The organism is Streptomyces sp. NBC_00154, assembly GCF_026342835.1.
Taxonomy (GTDB): domain Bacteria; phylum Actinomycetota; class Actinomycetes; order Streptomycetales; family Streptomycetaceae; genus Streptomyces.
The window spans coordinates 316,652-339,945 of sequence record NZ_JAPEMI010000001.1 but is presented as its reverse complement, the minus strand read 5'-3'; the positions used below and the strand labels follow the sequence as shown (position 1 = coordinate 339,945).

The window sequence follows — 23,294 nt, the reverse complement described above, 5'->3', positions numbered from 1 at the left end:
AGAGAGAGACCGTGACCGCGTACAACGACGAATCCGGAACGGACGGCGCCCTGCGCCGCAGCCTCGGCGTCAGTCGCCGCCGCTTTCTCAGCACCTGCACCGCCGCTGCGGCAACGGCGATCGCCGCGCCCGCCTTCGGCGCGTCGCCGGCCTTCGCCCAGCCCGTCCCCGACCAGGGTCAGGGCGTCGGCCTGGCTCTGGTCCCGGCGGACAAGCGAGGAATCATCCTGTACACCGTGCGCGACGCCACGGGCCGGGATCCGCTCAGCACCGACCTTCCCTCGGGCTTCCGTGAGGTCTTCAAGGAGCTGGCCCGCTACGGCTACAAGCAGGTCGAGTTCGCCGGGTACGGCCAGCACGCCAACGCACCCGGTGGAAACAACCTCGAATCGGTGGAAGGCGCGAAGCTGCTGCGCTCGTGGCTGGACGAGTACGGTCTGCGCGCCCAGGGCAACCACGGCTTCATCCCGTCGTCCTGGCCGCTGAACCAGAGCGACCTGGACCAGTTCAAGCGTCACCTCGAGATAGCGAACATCCTCGGCATGGAACACATGGGCACCGGTGGCGACCCCACCGGCAGTGCCTACCGTGCCGACTGGGACGTGGCCGCCGACAAGTGGAACACGTTGGGACAGATCGCTCAGGGTGCGGGCATCAAGCTGTACACCCACAACCACGACGCGGCCTACGGCTTCCTGCTCGACGGCGGTCCGCTGGACGCACAGGGCCGCCCCACGCGCAGCTCCGGCACCCGCAAGCTCGAGTACTTCCTTCAGGTCACCGACCCGAAATCCGTATGGCTGGAGATGGACATCTTCTGGGCGCACGTCGCCCAGTACAAGTTCCACACCTACACGGCGCACGACGGATCGCAGCAGGAGAACATCTTCGACCCGGCGGCGCTGGTCCGCGGCAACACCAAGCGCTACCCGCTGTTCCACGCCAAGGACGGCATCGTCAACACAACCAGCGGCCAGGGCTACGACATGGTCCCCTTCGGTACCGGGGTCATCGACTACCGGACGTTCTTCCGCCGCGTCGGGGCGAAGAACTACCACAACCCGATGGTCGAGCAGGACAACGCACCGAGTTCGACCGTCCCCGCGCAGTCCCTGACCCATGCGCGGATCGGCTACGACAACCTGGCGGCGCTGCGCAAGTAGGACCAAGGCGGCACCGGAGGGGCGGTCCGCGCCTCACCCCGAACTCCTGACATCGGGGAACAGCGCAAACGCCCGCCCGGTGACGTCAGGCACCGTGCGCTCCACGGCCGTCACCAGGAGCGTGCGGTGCCTGACCAGCCCCCCGAACTGCCTGACCAACCACGGGGGTTGGCCGTGGATCCGCCGGTCGGTCCAGCCGCTGCGATAGCCGTCGCCCCGCGCGTCCGTGATCGCGCGGGAGCCCGCGCCCGCCGTGGTGGCGGGCGCGGGCTCCGTTACGCGAGGTTTCGCTTCACATCAGGAGATTTCCCGGCTGATCGGGTACGGATTGGGTTCGATGCGCTTGGCGCTCGGCCGGCCCGGTGCCCGCAGGAACACCGCAAGTACCGCGGAGGCGAGCCCGATGCTGCCTGCCAGGGCGAAGGCACCGCCGTAGCCCCAGGCACCGACCACGAGGGCTCCGACGCCGGAGCCGACCAGGCCGGAGATCAGCTTCGAGCTGTAGACCATTCCGTAGTTCGAGGCGTTGTTGTTCTCACCGAAGTAGTCCGCGGTCATCGCCGCGAACAGCGGGAAGATGGCGCCGCCACCGAAGCCGGAGACCATCGAGCAGAACAGGAAGAACGGCATCGAGCCGATGTCGCCGGAGAAGAAGACCCCGAACTGCGCGGATCCCAGGACCAGACAGACGATGATCAGCGTGTTGCGGCGTCCGTACCGGTCGGAGATCCAGCCGATGACACCCCGGCCGGTCCCGTTCACGATCGCCTTGAGCGACATGGCCGTGGCCACGATGCCGCCGGCGAACCCCATCTCCTTGCCGAACGGCACCTGCATGGCGATACCGAAGATGTTGATGCCCGCCGTGCACAGGAGGCAGAACCACATCATCCACAGCACCGGGGTCCGGGCCGCCTCACGCGGGGTGTACTGCTTGACCGCCGGCGGGTTCTTGGCCAGCGACCGCACGATCCGCGGGTCGTCCGAGACCTTCAGCGGATCGACGTGATGGGGCCACCAGTTCTTCGGCGGGTCCTTGAAGAACCAGCCGGCGACCGCGACGGCCGCACAGCAGATGACCCCGACGGAGACCAGTACACCCTGGTAGTTGGACAGATCCATGTACGAGGTGAACAGGAACACGAACGGCACCGAGCCATAGGCGAAACCGCCGTTGACCATGCCGGTCTTGCCGCCCTTGCGCTCCGGGTACCACTTGCCGACCATGTTCACGCAGGTCGCGTAGACGAGTCCGGCGCCGATGCCGCTGAACATGCCGAAGCCGAAGTAGGCGACGATGACATGCGGTGCGTACGCCAGCGAGAGATAGCCGAGCAGGGTGCCCAGCGCTCCGAGCATCATCGCGCTCCTGGCCGGCAGTCTCCCGCTCTCGCGGAGCTGCCCGGCCGGGAAGGCCACGGCTGCCTGGAAGAAGATCCAGACCCCCATCAGCCAGAAGATGTGGCCGCTGGCCCACAAGTGCGCGTCGTGCAGGGTCTCCTCGGCGGAGGTGAACGCGTACTCCGACGAGCTGATGCCCATCATGCCGATCCATGGGAAGAGCACCATGGTCCAGCGCGGTCTCCGCATGATGTCCCGGTCGGTCTCACCGAGCCGGTACACGCGGCCGTTGCGGTCCGTCACCTCCCTGTAGGGGACGGATGTGGAGATGTCTGTCGTTGTCATGATCGATCGAACCCCTCGCGTGGAAGAAGTCTGGCCAGCGCCCCCTGTCCGTTCCCACTTCGCGTCGCCCGGGGCCTGCGGCCGAGCGGTTCGCCGCAGACCCCGTGGTTCGAGCTCTCGCCGTCAGGTCATCGATCACCGTCCAGCAGTCCGGCCGCACGGGCCCATCGGTACTTGGCGCCCAGTACGGCCACCGGCTTCTCCGTCGTGTACGGGTACGCGACGACGCCGTGCTCGAAGAGGTACTGGCACGCCTCCTCCACCTCGGTGTCGCCGGCCAACGACGCCACCACGGGCTTCTCGATCCCGCGCTCGCGGAATTCCGCGACCACCCGGGCGGTCAGCTCGGCGAAGACCATCGGGGGAGTGACGATCGTGTGCCAGTAGCCGAGGACCAGCGCATGGATGCGGGGGTCCTCCATGCCGAGGCGGATCGTCGCCTCGTACGTGGACGGCGGCTCGCCGCCCGTGATGTCGATCGGGTTGCCGGCCGCACCGAACGGCGGAATGAACGCCTTGAACGCCATGTCCAGATCCGGCGGAATCTCCATGAGGGAGAGCCCGTTGTCGACGATCGCGTCCGACAGCAGCACGCCCGAGCCGCCCGCCCCTGTGATGATGACCACGTTGTCGCCCTTGGGCGTCGGCAGCACGGGCAACGCCCGCGCGTACTCCAACATGTCGTTCAGCCCCGGGGCCCTGATCACCCCCGCCTGGCGCAGGATGTCGTCGTACACGGCGTCGTCGCCCGCCAGTGCACCGGTGTGCGAACCCGCCGCCTTCGCACCGGCGCTGGTACGGCCGGCCTTCAGCACCACGATCGGCTTCTTCGGTACGGTCGCCCGCGCCGCCTCGACGAACGCGCGGCCGTCCTTGAGATCCTCCAGGTGCATCGCGATGCACTTGGTGTTCGGGTCCTCGCCGAACCAGGTCAGCAGGTCGTCCTCGTCGATGTCGGACTTGTTGCCGAGCCCGACGATCGCCGACACACCGGTCTTCGTCGAACGGGCGAAGCCCAGGATGGCCATGCCGATACCACCGGACTGCGAGGTCAGCGCCACCCCGCCCTTCACGTCGTACGGGGTGCAGAAGGTGGCGCAGAGGTCCTGCCACGTCGAGTAGTAGCCGTAGATGTTCGGCCCGAGCAGCCGTACGCCGTACTGCTCGCCGATCGCCACGATCTCGTCCTGCAGCGCCTGTTCACCGGTCTCGGCGAATCCGGAAGGGATGAGGACCGCATTGGGTATCCCCTTGCGCCCCACCTCTTCCAGCGCCGATGCCACGAACCTGGCGGGGATCGCGAAGACCGCCACATCCACCTCACCGGGAACGTCCGTGACACTCTTGTACGCCTTGCGGCCCAGAATGTCATCGGCCCGGGGGTTCACCGGATGGATCTCCCCGGAGAAGCCGCCGTCGATGAGGTTGCGCATCACCGAATTACCGATCTTGCCCTGCTCGTTGGAGGCGCCGATCACGGCGACCGAGCGTGGCTCCATCAGCCGGCGCATCGATGCGAGGATCTCCGCGCGCGTGTAGGTACGCCGGGGCTTGACCGTCTCCGTCGCCAGCAGGATCCGGATGTCCGCCGCGACCGCACCGTCGGGAGCGGCGATGACCGGATTGAGGTCGACCTCCGCGATCTCCGGGAAGTCGGTTACCAGTTGGGAGACCCGCCGGATCTGCTCGGCCAGCGCCCACCGGTCCACCGGCGCCGCACCCCGAACCCCGCGCAGGATCTCGGCCGCGCCGATCGAGTCGAGCATCGACAGCGCCTCGTCCGCACTGACCGGGGCCAGGCGGAAGGTGATGTCCTTGAGCACCTCCACCAGCACACCGCCGAGCCCGAAGGCCACGACCTTCCCGAACGTCGGGTCGGTGACCGCGCCGACGATGACCTCCTGGCCGGGAGGCACCAGCTGCTGCACCTGCACACCGTCGATCCGTGCGTCCGGCGCGTACGCCCGCACGTTCTCGATGATGCGCTGGAACGCGGCACGCACCTGAGCGCCGCCCTCCACCCCGACGACGACACCGCCGGCATCCGTCTTGTGCAGCACATCGGGGGAGACGATCTTCAGTACGACCGGTCCGCCGAGCCGGTCCGCGAAGGCCACCGCCTCGTCGACGTCATGTGCCAGCTCCTCACCCGGCACGGCGATCCCGTACGCATCGGCGACGATCTTGCCCTCGGGTGCGGTGAGCGCACTGCGTCCGGCGGCCCGGACGGAGTCGAGCAACGCCCGTACGGTCTCGCGGTCCTGTGATTCGACCATGCTCAGATGACTCCGTTCGTCTTCAGCAGCCGCAGTTCCTCGTCGCCGAGGCCCAGCTCACCGACGTACACCTCTTCGTTGTGCTCGCCGAGCAGCGGCGAAGTCACCACATCCACCGGGGAGTCGGAGAGCTTCAGCGGGGAGCCCACGGTGGTGAACGTGCCGCGCTCCGGGTGCTCCACCTGGACGACCATCTCGTTGGCGACCAGGGACTCGTCCTCGATGATCTCCCGGGTGGAGAGGATCGGGCCGCACGGGATGTTGTGCGCGTTCAGCCGCTCCAGCACCTCCCACTTGGGGAGCGTCGCGGACCACTCCTCGATGAGCTGGAACATCTTGTCGAGCTTGGGCAGGCGGGCCTCGGGCGTCGCCCACTCGGGGTCGTCCACCAGCTCCGGGCGCCCGATCAGCGAGGCGAGCGGCTGCCAGCCGACCGGCTGCACAATGACGTACACGTAGTCGTTGGGCCCACCGGGCGCGCACTTCACCGCCCAACCGGGCTGCCCGCCGCCGCTCGCATTGCCGCTACGCGGCACCTCGTCGCCGAAGTCCTCGTTCGGATACTCCGCCAACGGCCCGTGCACCAGCCTCTGTTGGTCACGCAGCTTCACCCGGCACAAGTTGAGCACTGCATGCTGCATGGCGACGTTGACGCGCTGTCCACGCCCGGTGTTCTCACGCTGGAACAGTGCGGCCAGAATGCCTGCGACCGCGTGGATTCCGGTTCCGGAGTCGCCGATCTGCGCACCGGTCGCGAGCGGCGGACCGTCCTCGAAGCCGGTGGTGGACATCGAACCGCCCATGGCCTGGGCGACGACTTCGTACGCCTTGAAGTTGGTGTACGGACCCTCGCCGAAGCCCTTGATGGACGCGTACACGATCCGCGGATTGATCTCCTGGATCCGCTCCCAGGTGAACCCCATCCGGTCGACGGCGCCAGGCCCGAAGTTCTCCACCATCACATCCGAGCGGCGGATCAGTTCGGTGAGGATCTCCTTGCCGCGCTCGCTCTTCGTGTTGAGAGTGATGCTCCGCTTGTTGCAGTTGAGCATCGTGAAGTAGAGGGAGTCGACATCCGGCAGATCGCGCAGTTGTTTGCGGGTGATGTCGCCGCTCGGGGCCTCGAGCTTCACCACGTCGGCGCCGAGCCAGGCGAGCAGCTGGGTGGCGGAGGGACCGGACTGCACGTGCGTCATGTCGAGGACGCGCACACCCTCAAGTGCTTTGGTCATGCCAACAGCTCCTCTGCTACTTGTACATGGTCTGGTTCATGGTTCCGGGGGCGTACGCGTCCGGGTCGACCCAGACGTTGATCAGTGACGGCAGTCCGGACTCCCGGGCCCGCTGCAGCGCCGGTGCGATGTCGGCGGGGTCGTGGACCTCCTCGCCGTAACCACCCAGCATCTGGGCGAACTTGTCGTAGTGGACGTCGCCCAGGGTGTTGCCGACCCGCTCGCGCTCGTCCCCGTACTTCGCTTTCTGGCCGTAACGGATCTGGTTCATCGAGGAGTTGTTGCCGACGATCCCGACGAACGGGAGGTTGTAGCGGACCAGCGTCTCGAAGTCCCATCCGGTCAGGGAGAAGGCACCGTCGCCGAAGAGCGCCACGACCTCCTTGTCGGGCCGGGCCTGCTTCGCCGCCAGCACGAACGGCACCCCGACGCCGAGCGTGCCCAGCGGCCCCGGGTCCATCCAGTGGCCGGGGGACTTCGGCTGGACGACCTGACCGGAGAAGGTGACGATGTCGCCGCCGTCCCCGATGTAGATCGAGTCCTCGGTGAGGAAGTCGTTGATCTCGCTGACCAGCCGGTACGGGTGGATCGGCGAGGCATCCGACTTCAGACTGGGCAGCCGCTTCTCGATCGCGGTCTGTTCGGCGGCACGCAGCTCCTCCAGCCACGCCTTGCGCTTGACCGCGCCTCCGTCGAGCCGCCCGCTCGCGGCTTGCGTGACCGCCTTCAGGACCATCCCCGCATCGCCGACGATCCCGAGATCGATGTCCCGGTTCTTGCCGACGGTGCGGTAGTCGAGGTCGATCTGCACGACGGTGGCGTCGGGGGAGAGCCGCTTGCCGTAGCCCATCCGGAAGTCGAACGGCGTACCCACGATCACGATCAGATCGGCGTTGGAGAATGCGTACCGCCGCGACAGCTGGAAGTGGTGCGGATCGCCGGGCGGGAGCGTGCCGCGCCCGGCCCCGTTCATGTAGGCCGGGACATTCAGCGTCCGTACGAGCTCGATGGCGTCATCCGTTGCCCGGGTCGTCCATACCTGACTGCCCAGCAGGATGGCCGGCCTGTCGGCATGCACAAGGAGATCGGCGAGCTTCTCGACGGCCTCGGGGTCACCGGCCGTTCGGGTCGAGGCCCGGTACTGCCCGGCCTCCGGCACCCGGGCCTTCGACACCGGCACCTTGGCGTCCAGCACATCGCGCGGGATCTCCAGGAAGGAAGGCCCGGGTGCCCCGTGGAAGCACTCGCGGAAAGCCATGGACACCATGTCGGCGGCGCGGGCGGTGTCCGGCACGGTGGCGGCGAACTTGCAGATGGGAGCCATCATCTCGACGTGCGGCAGATCCTGGAGCGAGCCCATCTTGTGCTGATTGTGAGCACCCTGACCACCTATCAGCAGCATGGGCGACTCGGCGCGGAAGGCGTTCGCGACCCCTGTCACCGCGTCCGTGGTCCCCGGTCCGGCGGTGACGACGGCGCATCCCGGCCTACCGGTGATCCGTGCGTAGCCGTCGGCGGCATGCGCGGCGACCTGTTCATGTCGTACGTCGACGACTTCGATGCCCTCGTCGACGCAGCCGTCGTAGATGTCGATGATGTGGCCGCCGCACAGGGTGTAGATGCGCTCCACCCCCTCTGCCTTCAACGCCTTGGCGACCAAGTGCCCACCGGAAATGAGTTCCTGGCTGTCCTGGGGCATCGCGGTGCTGTCCCTTCGTAGGGGAGTGCAGGGGCCATTGCCGTGCTCCCGCGGTACATTGCATACAGTCGACGAATACTGTATGAAACTTGTTATCCCGCATCCGGTGGGTGGTGTCCAGGGGGCGAGCGGCACTTTCACAATCGGCACGATCGGGAGTGGCTATGGATCTGTACGAGCACCAGGCACGGCAACTCTTCGCAGAACACGGCATAGCGGTACCGGAGGCCGAGGTCATCGACCACGCAGCCGACGCAAAGGAAGCGGCGGGCCGGCTCGGTGGCCGGGTCGTCGTCAAGGCGCAGGTGAAGACGGGCGGTCGGGGCAAGGCGGGCGGAGTGAAAATCGCGGCCGACCCGGCGGCCACAGAACTGACCACCCGCCAGATCCTCGGCATGGACATCAAGGGCCACACGGTGCGGACGGTGATGCTCGCCCAACCCGTGGAAATCGAGGCCGAGTTCTACGTCAGTTACGTACTCGACCGGACGACCGGCACCTTCCTCGCCATCGCGTCCGCGGAGGGCGGCATGGAGATCGAGGAGGTCGCGGCCACCCGCCCGGAGGCAGTGGCCCGCATCCCCATCGACCCCGTCGAAGGAGTGACGGAACGCAAGGCCGCACAGATCGCCGCAGCGGCAGCCCTGCCGCCGGAGGCCGCCCCCGTGCTCCAGCGCCTGTGGCAGGTGCTCACCGGGGAGGACGCCCTGCTGGTCGAGGTCAATCCCCTGGTCCGTACGGTGGACGGCCGGATCCTCGCGCTCGACGGCAAGGTGACACTCGACGACAACGCCGGGTTCCGCCAGTCCCGTTGGGGAACAGAGGCCGATGACCCGCACGGCGACCCACTGGAGACAGCGGCCGCGGCCAAGGGCCTCAACTACGTCAAACTCGACGGCGAGGTCGGCATCATCGGCAACGGCGCCGGACTGGTCATGTCCACCCTTGACGTCGTCGCCGGCTGCGGAGCCCGCCCGGCCAACTTCCTCGACATCGGCGGCGGCGCCTCGGCAGGCATCATGGCCGACGGCCTCTCCGTCATCCTCTCCGACCCGGCAGTGAAGTCGGTGTTCGTCAACGTCTTCGGAGGCATCACCTCCTGCGACGCGGTCGCCGAGGGCATCGTCCAGGCACTGCGGTCCGTACGCCTGACCAAGCCCCTCGTCGTCCGCCTCGACGGCAACAACGCCGCCCGTGGCCGAGCGATCCTCGACGCACACGCGCACCCCCTGGTCGAGCAGGCCACCACGATGGACGGCGCCGCGCGCCGAGCGGCCCAACTGGCCGACGCAGCCTAAGGAGACCGGACATGGCCATATTTCTCACCAAGGAGAGCAAGGTCCTCGTCCAGGGGATGACCGGCGCCGAGGGCATGAAGCACACCCGCAGGATGCTCGCGGCGGGCACCCGGATCGTAGGCGGCGTCAATCCGCGCAAGGCCGGCCGGAAGGTCGACCTCGACGGAACCGAGATCCCCGTCTTCGGCTCCGTACGCGAAGGAATGGACGCCACCGGAGCGGACGTCACGGTGGTCTTCGTGCCGCCACCCTTCGCCAAGGCGGCCGTCATCGAAGCGGCCGACGCCGGCATCGGCCTGGCAGTGGTCATCACCGAAGGGATCCCGGTCCACGACGCGGTGGCCTTCCACGCCCACGCCCGTGCCCGCGGCACCCGCATCATCGGCCCCAACTGCCCCGGCGTGATCACCCCAGGCCAGTCCAACGCGGGCATCATCCCGGCCGACATCGCGCCCGGGCCGGGGCGGATCGGCCTGGTCTCGAAGTCCGGCACGCTGACGTACCAGCTGATGCACGAACTGCGCGACATCGGCTTCACATCGGCGGTGGGCATCGGCGGCGACCCGGTCATCGGTACCACGCACATCGACTGCCTGACGGCGTTCGAGAACGACCCCGACACGGAACTCATCGTCCTCATCGGCGAGATCGGCGGCGACGCGGAGGAACGAGCTGCGGCCTATGTCCGTCAGCACATCACCAAGCCGGTGATCGGCTACATTGCGGGCTTCACGGCCCCCGAGGGCAAGACGATGGGCCACGCGGGTGCCATCGTCTCGGGCTCGTCGGGCACGGCGGAGGCAAAACAGAAGGCGCTGGAGGCGGCAGGGGTACCGGTCGGCGCCACACCGACGGAGACGGCCAGGCTGGTACGGGAGAAGCTGGGGACACCCAGCCCGTCGGGCACACGCAGCTAGTCGGACCGTTTCAGCCCGTCCGGCGATTGAGGACCGGGGCCCGGGGCGGAGCCCCGGTTTCGGGAAGGGGCGGGTTGGGGAAGGCCGGCCGCAGGCGACCCACCCGCCCCGCCCCCTCACCCCACCACGTGACGGTGACGTCGCTCACCCCTGAGCCAACGTCACCTCCATTCCCACCCCCGCTCACTACCGTCCCGTACGAGCAGCCATCCCACCTCCCGCCCCGACTGTGCACCGAGAGCGGAGACCTTCATGGCATCGAACCCGCCCACCAGCGAGCCCACCCCACGCCCCGCCCTCACCCTCAAACCGGGCACAGCCTGGTCGGACGCCTGGCAACGCTGCCTCACCATCGCCCCCGAGGCATTCCAGGCCGACCGGGTCCTCAACCTCTGGGCCTCGTCCTGGCAGCAGGACGGCCGCCCCCTCCCCGCCACCAGCCCCGTCGACGGCAGCCCCATCGCCGGCCCGCCCCGCCTGGACGCCCCGACCGCCCAACAGGCGGTCCGGGCCTCCCTCGACCAGCACCGCGCCTGGCGTCACATCCCGCTCGCCGAGCGCAGCGCCCGCGTTTCCGCCACCCTCGACGCGCTCACCGAACACCGGGAACTCCTCGCGCTCCTCCTCGTCTGGGAGATCGGCAAACCCTGGCGCCTCGCCCAGGCGGACGTGGACCGTGCGATCGACGGTGTCCGCTGGTACGTCGACAACATCGACCGCCTCCTCGCCGACCGCACCCCGCTCCCCGGCCCGGTCTCGAACATCGCCAGCTGGAACTACCCCATGTCCGTGCTGGTCCACGCGATGCTCGTCCAGGCCCTGGCCGGCAACGCGGTCATCGCCAAGACCCCGACCGACGGCGGCGTCGCCTGTCTCACCCTGGCCTGCGCCCTCGCCGCCCGCGAGGGCATCCCGCTCACCCTCCTCAGCGGCAGCGGAAGCGAACTCTCCGCGCCTCTCGTCCGCTCGCCCGAGATCGGCTGTGTCTCCTTCGTCGGCGGCCGGGACACCGGGGCCCGTATCGCCACCGAAGTCGCCGACCTCGGCAAGCGGCACATCCTCGAACAGGAGGGTCTCAACACCTGGGGCATCTGGAACTTCACGGACTGGCCGTCCCTGACCGCCGTCATCCCGAAGCTCTTCGACTACGGCAAGCAGCGGTGCACCGCGTACCCCCGCTTCGTCGTCCAGCGCGGCGCGTTCGACGAGTTCCTGTCGGCCTATCTCCCCGCCGTCCGCTCACTCCGCACCGGCCACCCCCTGGCGGTGGCGGACCCGACGGCCCCGCTCCCCACCCTGGACTTCGGCCCGCTGATCAACGCGGCGAAGGCCAAGGAACTGGCCGATCAGGTGGCGGAGGCCATCGACCGGGGCGCCATCCCCCTCCACCGAGGATCGACGGCCGACACACACTTCCTCCCGGGTCAGGACACCAGCGCGTACCTCCACCCGGTCACGCTCCTCAACCCGCCCCCGTCCTCCCCGCTCCACCACGCGGAACCGTTCGGCCCGGTCGACACGATCGTCCTCGTCGACACGGAGGCGGAACTCCTGGCCGCCATGAACGCCTCGAACGGCGCCCTGGTGGCCACGCTCTCGACCGACGACCCGGCAACGTACGAGCGCCTGGCCCCACAGATCCGCGCGTTCAAGACCGGCCACGGCACCCCCCGCTCCCGAGGCGACCGGGACGAACTCTTCGGCGGCTTCGGCGCGTCCTGGCGCGGGGCCTTCGTGGGCGGCGAACTGCTGGTCAGAGCGGTGACGGACGGCCCGGCAGGGGAGCGCCTCCCCGGCAACTTCCCGGACTACCACCTGATGCCGTAACCCCCAGGAGCAACACCTGCCTCACCTGATCCCCTGACGATCGGGAGAGAGCGCGAACTCCCGTTCGCTGACGTCGGGCACCGCGCGCTCCACGGCCTTCACCAGGAGCTCACGGTGCCTGACCAGCGCGCCCTTCCGGTCCTCCGGAGCCGGCGCCACCACATCGTCGATCCCGGCCAGCATCCGCCGGGACACCTGCGGACTCCTCGTCGCGCACCACCGGATCTCCTCGAAGGCGAGATCCACCAGATCGGTCCACTCCGGTCCGTCCTGCACAAGGCGCACCACACCCGCCCCGTCCCGGTGCTGCACCGCTCCGAGCGGCAGGTGCACCATGGCGGCCAGCAACTCCACGATCCGGTCCAGGCACTGCACGGCGGTGGTGGGATCGTTCACCGCCGGGGACAGCGCCCGCAGCGCGATGTCCGAAAGCTGACGCAGTCCGAAGGCCAGATCCTGCTGCGATGTGCGCTCGACTCCCACCGAGATCGTGTACCTCAGCATCCGCCGCGGCGGAGCGGCCCCACCATGCACGGCCAGCACCGGCGTGCCCGGCACCACGAAGTCCCCGATCCGCGGGATCAGCCGCAACACCACCCCCTGCCGCCGAGCAGCCCGCACCAGCCGCGCCACATTCACTTCGCGCAGCACCCCCGCCCGCCCCGAGTGCCCGATCCGAGCGGTCTCCGCCCCGAGCGGCAGCTCTTCCCGCACCCCACCGGGCATCCGGCCGAGCACCCGCAGGGACTCATGGGTGATGCGATCGACGACCGGCCCCACCTGCATGAGCCGCAGCGTCGAGCTCACGTACGCGATGAACAGCAACAGACTGAGGCCCACCATGGCCAGCGTCAGCATGCTCTGCAGAAGCGGTACGGATGTGACCCGCCGCGGGTCGCTCTCGCTCTCGTACGAGGTCAGAACCAGCAGAGAGAACGCGAAGGTCGCCAGGAACACCGTCAGCGTCAGCTTGCTGATCCGGCTCCTGACGAAGATCCGCACCACCCGGGGCGTGAGCTGACCGCTCGCCATCTGCACGGCCACCAGCGAAATGCTGAAGACGACGCCGATGAAGGTCATCATCGCCGAGCTGACGGTGGTGACGATGGTCCTGGCATCGTCGGCGAACCTGATCAGATCGCCGACTTCCTCGTACGCCTGCTCGTCCTTGAGGTGCGTGACGATCTCCGCATCGAGCGCCGAGACGCCCCACCACAGCGCGAAGGAGCACAGCAGCCCCACCGTCGGAGCGAACCAGAACGTATCGCGCAGATACTCACGCAAGGGGGACAGCGTCCGGGGCCGCCGATAGCCGCGATCACTCATGTCCGCGAAGGTAGCCCGACCACCCCCCACCAGGCCTGTTACGCCGCCCGGCGAACCTCCGGAGCACTGCCCGTACGCGAACGACTGCGGACCGTACGCGACGCTCCCCGGCCCCTCGGGTGCGCCCACCGCACCGCACTGACCACCGAATATGCAGGTGAGAGGCACCCCAAACCCCTGGTATTGTTTTCTTTGTCGCCGCGGGAGACCGGGGCCGATCACCTAGTCCGGGTGGCGGAATGGCAGACGCGCTAGCTTGAGGTGCTAGTGCCCTTTATCGGGCGTGGGGGTTCAAGTCCCCCCTCGGACACCGAACGGCAACTTACGGGTTGTCGCCACGTGCTGGTTGAGACTCGTCTCAACCAGCACTTTGTGTTTTCCGGAGTCGTGGACGAGGGTGAGCCCGTGTTCTGCCTGCCGAATGGCATGCGCACGAGCCATTCCCCACCATGATGCTGACGGGCCACGACACATCCGGAGAATTCAGCAGAGGCTCTGGCACCGCCCACTTGTCGTCAGTCAACTCCCCCTGCCACACATGATCAGGACAACGAGGCACTGATCGGGGGAGACGTCGCCCGGTGTCTGGGTCGGTGCCGGACGGTGCTCCGGAGCGCGGGGCCGGGAGCCGTGCCGGCCGGCGCCGACCTGTGGGCGTGGGATCAGATGTGGCCGCCGGGCGTCACGGTGAAGGATGCCGGACCGGCCGGCAGGTCCACCGTGTACTGGCGCAGGTAGGTGTCCAGGTACGGTGAGCGGTCTCCTTGGCCGGCGACGTCGTCGGACGGGTTGTCCAGGGACAGCCTCAGGACGGCGCCCGAGACATTGATGGTCCGACCCGATGGGATGTCACGCCACGACCCGGTCTGGATCGAGCCGATCTCCACGGCCAGGACATGCCCGGCCGCCAGCGTCCAGTCGGTCGCTTTGAGGTCGACGCTCATCCGGCCCGCCTTCAGCAGGGAGACCTGCTCGTCGAACATCACGGCCTTGCCGTCCGGGCCGACGTCGTAGAGCTTGAGCATGACGTTGCCCTCGCCCTTCGCGGTCAGCGAGATGTTCGGTGTGGCGGTCACCCGTACGTCCTGGGCGAGTGGCTGCGACCAGACGAAGAAGCTGGAGCCGACCTCACCGGCCTGCTGCCTCTTCGCGATCCCCTTGGCCAGGCCCTTGGGCGTCGGCTGCTCGGTCGTCGGCGCCTTCTCCATGTCCCAGTTGCCCGACGGCTGCACCGCCTTGGGCGCCGCTGTGCCGGCGGCGGCAAGGTTGGCGCGGGCGGAGGCACCGCCGTCGTCGAGGTAACTGCCCCTCCCCAGCGGGAGGGTGACGTCACGCTCCACCACCGGCCAGGTGTCCTGGGCCCGCCAGTGACCGGTGGAGTCCTCGACGGAGTACGCCGGGTAGTCGACCGAGGGCTGAACTCCCTTGAGGTACTGGTCGTAGAAGGACAGCGCCTCGTCGTACCAGCCCTCGCGGCCCATGGCCAGGCGACCGTCGCTCACCCGGTCGCCACCACGCACGTGGTCCCACTGGCCGACCCAACCGCGCTCCGGGCCGGTGTGGTTGGTGAGGTACTCCTGCATCTCCTCGGGCTTGGTGTTGTTCTCGATGAAGCCCTGGGTGACGAAGAGCGGCGTGTTGGTGCCCTGAGCCATCCTGGCCAGGTCACGGGAGGTCCAGAACGGGTCGTTCCGGTCGGATATCCGGTAGCCGGCCGAGTTCTCGGTCAGGCACCCGGGGTGGTCGTCCTCGTACCGGGCGTTGGCCTGATAGTGCCCGTCGTCGTCCGACAGCGGGGCCATCGTGGCAATGCCGTTGTAGGCATTCGCGGTTCCGGTCACATTCGGGCGGGGGACGCCGTTGGAGTAGATGTACTGATACATGTCCCAGAGGGGCTCCCCGGCGACAACGGCCTTCAGCGCGGACTGCTTCAGGTCGTTTCCGATGAGGCCGGTGACGGCGTCGTAGGACTTGCCGTACATGCCCACCGCGCCGGTCGACCACGGCTGGCTCGCGGCCCAGTTGATCGCGGCCTTCACGTCGGCCTGCTCACCGGGACCGCCCCAGTCGAGGCAGCCGGTCGAGCCGCCGAAGCCGCGCAGGTCGACCATGAGGAACGCGTAGCCGTGGGCGAAGAGGTCGCTGCCCTCGATGAAGTCCTGGAAGCGATTCGAGGGACCGGTGTGGGTCCAGCCCTCGGGGTTCGTCTGGCCCATGTGCCCGAAGTACGGGCCGATGGAGAGGATGACCGGCACCTTCTGCCCGGCGGGCACGCCTTCGGGCATCAGCAGGTCGCTGTGCAGCTCGGTACCCGAGTCGTCCGAGGACGGGAAGTAGTGCTGGGTCCAGACCGAGCCCTTTGGGACACGGTCGTTCTGCTCGTGTGTGATGCCGTCGGCCGCGGTGGCGACCGCCGTGGTCGGGGTCTGAGCGGAAGCGGCGCCCGGTGACGCGACGGCGGGGCCGGCGAGTGCGCCGGTCAGCGCCAGAGTGGTGACGAGTGCCGAGGCGGCCCAGCCGGGCGCGCGACGTCTGTTCACATGCTCTCCCGAGTCGTCGGTACGTAGCGGAACGGCGTTTCCGGTCGAGCGGCAGCGCCCTGCCCGCCATCGCAGGGACGATGGACGGTCGCACACATGTCAGGAACGGGACCACGTGTGCGAACCCTGGCCGGAACCGTTGGCGAGCGAGCCTAAGGTCAGCACTGAAACGCGTCAACGGTGCTGTGTATCCGTCGTGTTACTGACGTGGCGGGAGCAAGTTCACTTCTAGTGGGGGAGGTTGCGGGAGACGACGGTGGAAACGTCTGCTGCATCCCAGCGGATGGGGCTGGTTCGCCATGTCGGCCGGGTCTCCGTCGGCCCATGCCACGACCCTGAAGGGGACAGCCGGGAACTGCCCTGGCCGCCTGTCGGCCGGACCGCAGGATGCGCCGTGGAGGGAGGACATGCTGGACGACGCCGCGCATGACCTGTGGCCGCGGGGGATCTTGAACACCGCGCTGTTCGCGATCAGCTTCTTCCGTCCCAGTACCAGACGGGACTTGCGGGCGATGGGCGCACAGTACTGGTGTCGAACGGCCCACGGGTCCGCCGACATCGGTCGTCTGTTGGGCGACGTGACGCAACCGCGTTTCCACACGCGGCGAGGGCTGCTCGAGCGCCCTGACGCCGCAGGCGGCGGGCGACACGGAGTCGCCCGCCGCCTGGCGGAAGGGATTCAGGTTCAGATGCCTGGGGAGTGACGTGGCGTCAGCCGGTCGCGCTGCCCGCGACCCACTTGCTCCACGGCATGTTCCAGTCGCTGAGGCCGTTGTCGGGGGCCAGCATGGTCTTGTCCTCGGAGTTCTTGACGATCACGACATCACCGATCATCGAGTTGTCGAAGAACCACGCGGCGGGCTGCTTGCCGTCGCCGCCGCCCTTGACGTCCTTCAGGCCCACGCAGCCGTGGCTGGTGTTGACCTTGCCGAAGAGCGCGTCGGCACCCCAGTAGTTGCCGTGGATGAAGGTGCCCGAGGCGGTCAGGCGCATGGCGTGCGGTACGGCCTCGATGTCGTAGGAGGGCGTGCCGTCCTTCTTCGTGAGGCCGACGGTCGCACCGTTCATGTGGATCTGCCTGAACTTCTCGGAGATGACCATCTGACCGTTGTACGTCGGGTGCTCGGTGCTGCCGGACGAGATCGGGATGGTCTTGATCGTCTTGCCGTCCCGTACGACGGTCATCTGCTTCGTCTTGGCGTCGACCGTGCTGATCTGGCTCCGGCCGATCTTGAACGTGACCGTCTTCTGGGTGCCGTTGAGGTTGAGCGTGACGGTGACGGTGGAGCCGGGCTTCCAGTGGTTCTTGGGGCGGAAGTCCAGGCGGTCGTCGTTGAACCAGTGGCCGACGACCTGCTGGCCGCTGCTGGAGCGGACCTGGATCTTCGACTCCATGGCGGCCTTGTCGCTGATCGCCTTGTCGAAATTGACCGTCACCGGCATGCCCACGCCGACGGTCGAGCCGTTCTCGGGGGAGAGGTGCCCGATGAAGTTATTGGCCGGGGAGAGCGTGGTGATCGTGGCGTTCCCGGTGACGGAGCGGCCCTTGGCGTCCTTGGCCTCCGCGGCGACCTGATACTTGGCGGCCCGCTCCAGTCGGCCGTTCGGCTTCCAGGACGTGCTCTCGGCGGACAGGGTGCCCGGAACCTCAGCACCGGTCGCGACGGCGGTCATGGTCACCTTGGTGAGCTTGCCGTTGCTGACGGTGACCTTGACGGAGTCGTTGATCTCGACGTCGTAGGCACCTTGCTTGGGCATGATCTTTATTCGGGCGTCGGAAGCCTCCTGGGTGGCCGCCTGCTCCGCCCGCGCCTGCGGTTTCGGGTGATTCCCGACGTCGTTACCACTGGTAGCAGCGTTGCTGGTACCGCTGAGCGCCGTGAGTGAGACCACACCGCTGAGTACACCGACCGCAGCCACCAGCCGGGTGCGTCCTTTACGTGCCGTGATCAAACGCTTCTCCCGTGTCACTGGTCGTTGAATCCCTGGAGCTGGATGCCGAGGGAGTGCAGCTAGCTATAAACCCATTTATATGGGGTCATCTGCCCTTAATGGATAAATTGTGGTGAAGACCACGCCCCGTCGAGCGCGTCGCCGAGGCCCTGCTCGACTGAGGGACGGCGCGTAGTCGATCCGCTCTCGCCGCCCGGATCGGGCTCTACGTGCGGCTGCGCGTGCTGGAGAGTCCGGCCTTCACCGAGGTGAAGCAGGAACGCGTGGTGGTGCGCCAGCCGGTCCGGCACGTGCTGCGGCACCAGCCGCGCGCGGTGCTGACCTCCGCCTTCGTCCGGATGTCGGAGCAGGGGCCCTTCTACCTCTTCATCACCTTCGTGCTCACCGATGGCACGCAGAAGCTCGGGCTCCCCAGAGGCGACCTGCTGAACGACACGCTCGTTGTGGCGGCAGTCGGGTTGATCACCGTCCCGCTCTTCGGCCACCTCTCCGGCCGTTTCGGGCGGCGCCTGGTCTACGGCATCGGTATCTGCTGTACCGGGCTGTTCGCGTTCCCGTACTTCGGTCTGCTCAATACGGGCAGCTCCGGTCTCGTCCTCCTCGCGATCGTGCTCTCCCTGGTCTTCCACGACGTCCAGTACGGCCCCAGGCCGCATTGATCGCCGAGGGGTTCGGGACGAACGTCCGCTACAGCGGTGCCGGGCTCGGACATCAGCTCGTCTCGGTGATAGTGGGCGGACCGCGGCGGCGATCCTCGAGCACACCGGCTCCCGCACAGGGATCAGCTGGTACATCGTCGGCTGCTGCGCCGTCGCCGTGATCGCGCTGCTGTTCATGCCACGCCAGGCGCCGACGCTCACGGCCTCGCACGGTACGGTTCCGTCGCGCAGCAAGACCGCGTCCTCGCCGGGAGAGCTCTGACCGGCAGGACGGTACAGACATCGCCCCGGTCGCAGCCGTACTGGCCGAATCGCCGTTTTCCGATCACGCGCTCGAGGCCGGCCCTCCGCCAGCTCCTCGCGCAGCAGCTCGGCCCGCTCAGCCAGCCGCATCCGCCGCTCGATCGTCCACGTCAGCACGTCCACCATGCGCCTCCCTCCCGTTGCGGAACCTACGAGACGCCTCGGGCGGACCACCCCAGAACCCGCGAACCGGCCCGTGGCAGACGATCACCTGCTAACGATCACGTCCGAGAGCAGCACGAGCGCGTCAATCTCCACCCACACCAGCGGCCCGACCTGCGAATTCAGAATGAAAACCGATCAGTGAGGTTCCCGCCCTCATCGATCAGGCCCCGTTTCCGGGCGTTGGCGATGTGGCTGGACACCGTGGGTTGGGCCACGCCTGTCCGTTCCACCAGCGCCTTGACCGGAGCGGTCTTGCTGATCCGGCGCATGAGCACCCAGGCCCCCGCCCAGGCCGCAAGGTCGGCGTCGGCCCGCCGAACGACGTTGGCGAGATCGCTGATCGAGCGGACGAGCCGGGCGATCTCGTCACGGGTCATCCGGGCGCCGGGCGTGTCTCGCCCGCTGCGGCCCCGTCGCTGCACCCCCTTGTGTCGGTTTCCTTCCGTGACACGCCGCTGTGTCTGACGAGCCATCACACCTCTTTCGTCACTCCGCGGAACCCCCACGGCTCCATGCCGTTCGTCCACCAGTCGCGGTCGACCGTCGGTTGCGTGGCCGCTGCCGTGCTCGCTCCGCGGAGTCTGCAGGGAACGCCCCTTGACAAGGCGAGTCGACGCACGGAAGATCGCAACCGATTCGGTTATCGATGCGCCATGTCTCAACGAAATCAGCATTGTTAATGAGTAGATGCAGCGATTTCCGTTGAATCGGATCGAAGGGAGAGGTCGCTTGCTGCGAAGCGTCCGGCGCCGGGCCCGACGAGTTCGTCGTCCGCACCTTCGACGCCGACGGCCGGATGACCTGTCTGTACGAGGAACGGTTCTCGCCGCTGACCAGCCGGATCCGCTGGCACATCCGCACCGCGGGTACGACCCCCGAACGCTCGGTCACCGCCGACTGCCGGGTCTCCAGCGCACACGAACTCCTCGCGCTCTTCGCCGGGCCGGGTTCGCGACCACCGCCGTGTACGGCGACTACGACCTGCCCCCCTTCCACGTCCGCGCGCCTCACCTCGTCGTCACCGCGCGGCCGACGACGAGCCGCCCCGGCCACTGACCCACCGAAGTCACATCCCCGCTCGCGAAAGAAATGGACCCGGCATGACTTCTCGCACCGCCCTCCACGATGTGATCCACACTCAGGCCGACGCCATTGCCCGGCTCGCCGGCGCCGACTTCTCCGGCCCGGCCGAGCGACTCGTCGGTGCCCGGCGCATCGTGCTCATCGGCACGGGCACCAGCCGGCACGCCGCTGCACTCGGCGCCATGATGTTCGCCCGGGCCGGAATCGACGCCCGCTGGTCGTCGGCCGCCGGGTTCGCCCGCTGGGGTGCGCCGCTGCGGGACGGCGACGCCATGGTGGTGATCACCCACACCGCGGAGACCGCCTTCGCCCTCACCTGCCGGGAGCAGGCCCTCGCCGCCGGGATACCGGTGGTCTCGATCACCGGCCACGGCTCGGGCTGGCCCGACGCGGTGGAGACCGTCGAGCGGGAACGCTCCGAGACCTACACCGCCAGCTACACCTCCGCGCTGACCGTACTCGCCTCCCTCGCCGCGCACCTCGGCGCCGAGGAGTTCGCCCCCGACGCGCTGCGGCGCACCGCCGAGGCTGTACGGGCCGTGGTGGCCGAACCCGGGATCGACGAAGTCGCCTTCCCGGCGCGCTCGATCGCGCTGATCGGCGCCGGTCCTTGGGGCGTCACCGCCCGGGAGGGCGCACTGAAGATCCGCGAGGCGTCCCGGACCCTCGCCGAGGGGTACGAGGCCGAGGACTACCTCCACGGCTCGGCCGTGCCCTTCGGAAGCGCCGACGGACTGATCCTGCTGGAGCCCGCAGGCGACCCGGATGGTCTGACGGCTGCCCTGGGCGAGGCCGCCCGGCAGGAAGGCATCACGGTCCACACCCTCGGCGGTGCCCCTGCCGGACTGTCACCGCTGCTGGCTCAGTTGCCGATGACGGCCCGGCTCCAGCTCCTCGCGGACCGGTTCGCCGAGATCCGGCGGCAGGACCCCGATGTGGCCATCGTGGGCGCCTGGGCGGAGAAGCGGCTGTGGACCCTGGGGGCACCCGTGGCCTGAGCCCGATGGGGAGCCCGCCCCGGCAAGCGTCCCGCTGAGCGCCGGAATCCGTGGGGTGAACAACAGTTCCCACTTTTTTCAGTGGATATCCGTCATTTTCAATGAATGCCCTGATGTCGTGAAGCTTTCCGAGTGGGCAGCGCGCAACGGCGTGCACTACCAGACCGCGTGGACCTGGGCGAAGGAGGGCCGTATGCCGGTCCCGGTTGTCCAGACGCCGTCGGGTACGTGGCTCGTGACCGAGCCCGCCGCGCAGGCTGCGGGACGGGTCGTGGTGTACTGCCGTGTCTCGTCCGGTGACCAGAAAGCGGACCTGGAGCGTCAGGTCGCCCGGACCGTGCAGGGCGCAACGGCTCAGGGCCTCATGGTCGCTGACGTGGTGACGGAGGTCGGCTCCGGCTTGAACGGGCGCCGCCGCAAGCTGTACCGGCTGCTCGCCGACCCGGGTGTCGGCACGATCGTGGTCGAGCACCGCGACCGCCTCGCCCGGTTCGGCGTCGAGCACCTCGAAGGAGCCCTCTCGGCCTCGGGGCGACGCCTGGTCGTCCTTGACCCGGCGGAGACCGCCGACGACCTCGTACGGGACATCACCGAGGTCCTGACCTCGATGTGCGCACGCCTGTACGGCCGCCGCTCCGCGAAGAATCGCGCCGACCGGGCCATCGCCGTCGCCACCGGCCCGGATGTGGCCGGATGAAGAAGTTCAAGCCGCAGCCCGGCTTCAACGTCCTCGCGCACAAGCTCGCGCTGGATCCGAACGCCACGGCCAACCGCCACCTGCACTCGCACGCAGGTGCCGCGCGGTCCGCGTACAACTGGGCGGTCGCGTACGTCACTGCCGTGTGGTGGCAGCGTAAGGCCGAGCAGTCGTACGGCATCTGCGAGGACGAGCTGACTCAGTGGCGGTCGTGGTCGCTGCCCTCGCTGCGGAAGGCGTTCAACGAGGACAAGCGCACCAACCCGCGCTTCGCCGGCTGGTGGGAGGAGAACTCCAAGGAGGCATACAACACCGGTCTGGCAGGCGCGTCGGCCGCGTTCGAAAACTATGCGAAGTCGAAGAGCGGTAAGCGCAAGGGTCCAAGGATGGGCATCCCGCGCTTCAAGTCGAAGCGAACAGCGCGCCTGACCTGCCGGTTCACTACCGGAACGATCCGTATCGAGCCTGACGGCAGGCATATCACCCTGCCCAGGATCGGCACGGTCCGCCTCCACGAGGACGCCTCCCACCTGCGGGCCCTCGCCGACGCCGGGAACATGCGGATCCTGTCCGCGACCGCACGTCTTAACCGGGGGCGCTGGTTCGTGTCGTTGCAGGTCGAGGAGAAGCACGAGCTGGTCAAGGTTGCCCGTCCGGACACGGCGGTCGGTATTGACCTCGGCATCAAGACCCTGGCCGTCCTCGCGGACAGCGACGGTGTCCTTCGCGCAGAACCCAACCCACGCCACCTCGACCGCGCGCAGAAACAGCTGCGCCGCGCCAGCCGTGTCGTCTCGCGTCGGCATGGCCCCGACCGGCGCACCGGGCAGCAGGCCTCCCGCCGCTGGGAGAAGGCCAGTCAGGCGCGGAATAAGATCCATCACCGGGTCGCGAACCTCCGCGAGGACACCCTCCACCAGATGACGACCCCTCGCCTGCGAGTACGGCACGATCGTCATCGAAGACCTGTGCGTCGCCGGAATGGGCCGCAACCGGCGCCTGTCCCGCCGCGTCGCGGACGCCGCGTTCGGCGAGATCCGACGCCAGCTCACCTACAAGACCCGCCGGCGTGGCACGCGACTCATCGTCGCCGACCGCTGGTTCCCCTCCTCGAAGACCTGCTCCCGCTGCGGTGCGGCGAAAACCAAACTGCCCCTCAGCATGCGCGTCTTCGAGTGCGACAACTGCGGCCTCGTCCTTAACCGGGACGCCAACGCCGGACACAACCTGGTCGCCCTCGCGGCCCGCACCACAGGTACCGGAGTGGCCGGAGACCTGGACCTCGCCAAGGCGAAGTCGAAGCCCCGTGGAGCCGACCGGAAGACCCGCGTCACCCGCCCGCGCCGCAAGGCCGGGACGGGGCGGGCAGGTGGCGCGATCCCCAGCCCCCGGGCCGGGAAGGAAACGGGAGACCGTCAACAGGACACCGGCGCGCAACTCGCGCTCTGATGACCCGTTACGGACCATTGCGG

Annotated in this window: 18 protein-coding genes and 1 tRNA gene; 11 read left to right on the top strand and 8 right to left on the bottom strand. The window is 68.2% G+C overall.

The genetic code is table 11. From position 1 onward, the window contains the following. The first annotated feature begins 11 nt into the window (after window positions 1-11). Window positions 12-1,163, top strand: coding sequence for a sugar phosphate isomerase/epimerase (locus OHA03_RS01485; RefSeq protein ID WP_266999915.1), 1,152 nt, complete (start codon window positions 12-14; stop codon window positions 1,161-1,163). Window positions 1,164-1,460: 297 nt separating this feature from the next. Here the strand turns inward: OHA03_RS01485 and OHA03_RS01480 are convergent, their stop codons facing one another. The 4 genes from OHA03_RS01480 to OHA03_RS01465 form a co-directional block, all read right to left on the bottom strand. Beyond that, the gene (locus tag OHA03_RS01480) at window positions 1,461-2,849 is read right to left on the bottom strand and encodes an OFA family MFS transporter (protein WP_266999914.1); all 1,389 of its coding nucleotides are present in this window, start codon (window positions 2,847-2,849) and stop codon (window positions 1,461-1,463) included. A gap of 128 nt (window positions 2,850-2,977) precedes the next feature. Then, on the bottom strand, window positions 2,978-5,125 hold the full coding sequence (locus OHA03_RS01475; RefSeq protein ID WP_266999913.1) for an acetate--CoA ligase family protein: 2,148 nt from the start codon (window positions 5,123-5,125) through the stop codon (window positions 2,978-2,980). 2 nt (window positions 5,126-5,127) lie between these two features. Continuing rightward, the gene (gene frc, locus OHA03_RS01470) at window positions 5,128-6,357 is read right to left on the bottom strand and encodes a formyl-CoA transferase (RefSeq protein ID WP_266999912.1); all 1,230 of its coding nucleotides are present in this window, start codon (window positions 6,355-6,357) and stop codon (window positions 5,128-5,130) included. Window positions 6,358-6,373: 16 nt separating this feature from the next. Further along, window positions 6,374-8,056 carry a thiamine pyrophosphate-binding protein gene (locus OHA03_RS01465; protein ID WP_266999911.1) on the bottom strand — a complete coding sequence of 561 codons (1,683 nt, stop codon included), beginning with the start codon at window positions 8,054-8,056 and terminating at the stop codon, window positions 6,374-6,376. A 164-nt stretch (window positions 8,057-8,220) separates the two neighbouring features. On the opposite strand from OHA03_RS01465, the gene sucC reads away from it, so the two are divergent. The 3 genes from sucC (at window position 8,221) to OHA03_RS01450 (ending at window position 12,098) form a co-directional block, all read left to right on the top strand. Continuing rightward, the gene (sucC, locus tag OHA03_RS01460) at window positions 8,221-9,354 is read left to right on the top strand and encodes an ADP-forming succinate--CoA ligase subunit beta (RefSeq protein WP_266999910.1); all 1,134 of its coding nucleotides are present in this window, start codon (window positions 8,221-8,223) and stop codon (window positions 9,352-9,354) included. A gap of 11 nt (window positions 9,355-9,365) precedes the next feature. Then, window positions 9,366-10,271: a succinate--CoA ligase subunit alpha gene (gene sucD, locus OHA03_RS01455; protein ID WP_266999909.1), complete on the top strand. Its 906-nt coding sequence runs from the start codon at window positions 9,366-9,368 to the stop codon at window positions 10,269-10,271. 252 nt (window positions 10,272-10,523) lie between these two features. Continuing rightward, window positions 10,524-12,098 (top strand): aldehyde dehydrogenase family protein, encoded by a 1,575-nt coding sequence (locus tag OHA03_RS01450; protein ID WP_266999908.1) that lies wholly within the window; start codon window positions 10,524-10,526, stop codon window positions 12,096-12,098. Between the two features lie 21 nt (window positions 12,099-12,119). Here the strand turns inward: OHA03_RS01450 and OHA03_RS01445 are convergent, their stop codons facing one another. After that, window positions 12,120-13,424 (bottom strand): DUF2254 domain-containing protein, encoded by a 1,305-nt coding sequence (locus OHA03_RS01445; protein WP_266999907.1) that lies wholly within the window; start codon window positions 13,422-13,424, stop codon window positions 12,120-12,122. A gap of 225 nt (window positions 13,425-13,649) precedes the next feature. Here OHA03_RS01445 and OHA03_RS01440 point away from each other — a divergent pair. Continuing rightward, window positions 13,650-13,734 (top strand) — tRNA-Leu (locus OHA03_RS01440). 352 nt (window positions 13,735-14,086) lie between these two features. Here OHA03_RS01440 and OHA03_RS01435 read toward each other — a convergent pair. After that, complete coding sequence (locus OHA03_RS01435; RefSeq protein WP_266999906.1) at window positions 14,087-15,964, bottom strand: CocE/NonD family hydrolase; 1,878 nt, start codon at window positions 15,962-15,964, stop codon at window positions 14,087-14,089. A gap of 407 nt (window positions 15,965-16,371) precedes the next feature. Between OHA03_RS01435 and OHA03_RS01430 the strand changes: the two genes are divergently transcribed. After that, entirely contained in the window at window positions 16,372-16,668 is a 297-nt protein-coding gene (locus tag OHA03_RS01430) for a hypothetical protein (RefSeq protein WP_266999905.1), read from the top strand. A 7-nt stretch (window positions 16,669-16,675) separates the two neighbouring features. On the opposite strand, the gene OHA03_RS01425 is transcribed toward OHA03_RS01430, so the two are convergent. Beyond that, window positions 16,676-17,917 carry an Ig-like domain-containing protein gene (locus OHA03_RS01425; RefSeq protein ID WP_266999904.1) on the bottom strand — a complete coding sequence of 414 codons (1,242 nt, stop codon included), beginning with the start codon at window positions 17,915-17,917 and terminating at the stop codon, window positions 16,676-16,678. Between the two features lie 209 nt (window positions 17,918-18,126). On the opposite strand from OHA03_RS01425, the gene OHA03_RS01420 reads away from it, so the two are divergent. Next, window positions 18,127-18,576: an MFS transporter gene (locus tag OHA03_RS01420; RefSeq protein WP_266999903.1), complete on the top strand. Its 450-nt coding sequence runs from the start codon at window positions 18,127-18,129 to the stop codon at window positions 18,574-18,576. A 587-nt stretch (window positions 18,577-19,163) separates the two neighbouring features. On the opposite strand, the gene OHA03_RS01415 is transcribed toward OHA03_RS01420, so the two are convergent. Beyond that, complete coding sequence (locus OHA03_RS01415; RefSeq protein WP_266999902.1) at window positions 19,164-19,421, bottom strand: helix-turn-helix domain-containing protein; 258 nt, start codon at window positions 19,419-19,421, stop codon at window positions 19,164-19,166. Window positions 19,422-20,144: 723 nt separating this feature from the next. Here OHA03_RS01415 and OHA03_RS01410 point away from each other — a divergent pair. From OHA03_RS01410 to OHA03_RS01395, 4 genes are all read left to right on the top strand, one after another. Further along, entirely contained in the window at window positions 20,145-21,125 is a 981-nt protein-coding gene (locus tag OHA03_RS01410; RefSeq protein ID WP_266999901.1) for an SIS domain-containing protein, read from the top strand. 118 nt (window positions 21,126-21,243) lie between these two features. After that, window positions 21,244-21,822: an IS607 family transposase gene (locus tag OHA03_RS01405; RefSeq protein WP_266999900.1), complete on the top strand. Its 579-nt coding sequence runs from the start codon at window positions 21,244-21,246 to the stop codon at window positions 21,820-21,822. Next, window positions 21,819-23,024 carry an RNA-guided endonuclease TnpB family protein gene (locus OHA03_RS01400; RefSeq protein ID WP_266999899.1) on the top strand — a complete coding sequence of 402 codons (1,206 nt, stop codon included), beginning with the start codon at window positions 21,819-21,821 and terminating at the stop codon, window positions 23,022-23,024. Before OHA03_RS01405 ends, OHA03_RS01400 begins: the two co-directional genes overlap by 4 nt. Further along, window positions 22,906-23,271, top strand: coding sequence for a zinc ribbon domain-containing protein (locus OHA03_RS01395; RefSeq protein WP_267007889.1), 366 nt, complete (start codon window positions 22,906-22,908; stop codon window positions 23,269-23,271). Before OHA03_RS01400 ends, OHA03_RS01395 begins: the two co-directional genes overlap by 119 nt. Window positions 23,272-23,294 lie beyond the last annotated feature (23 nt).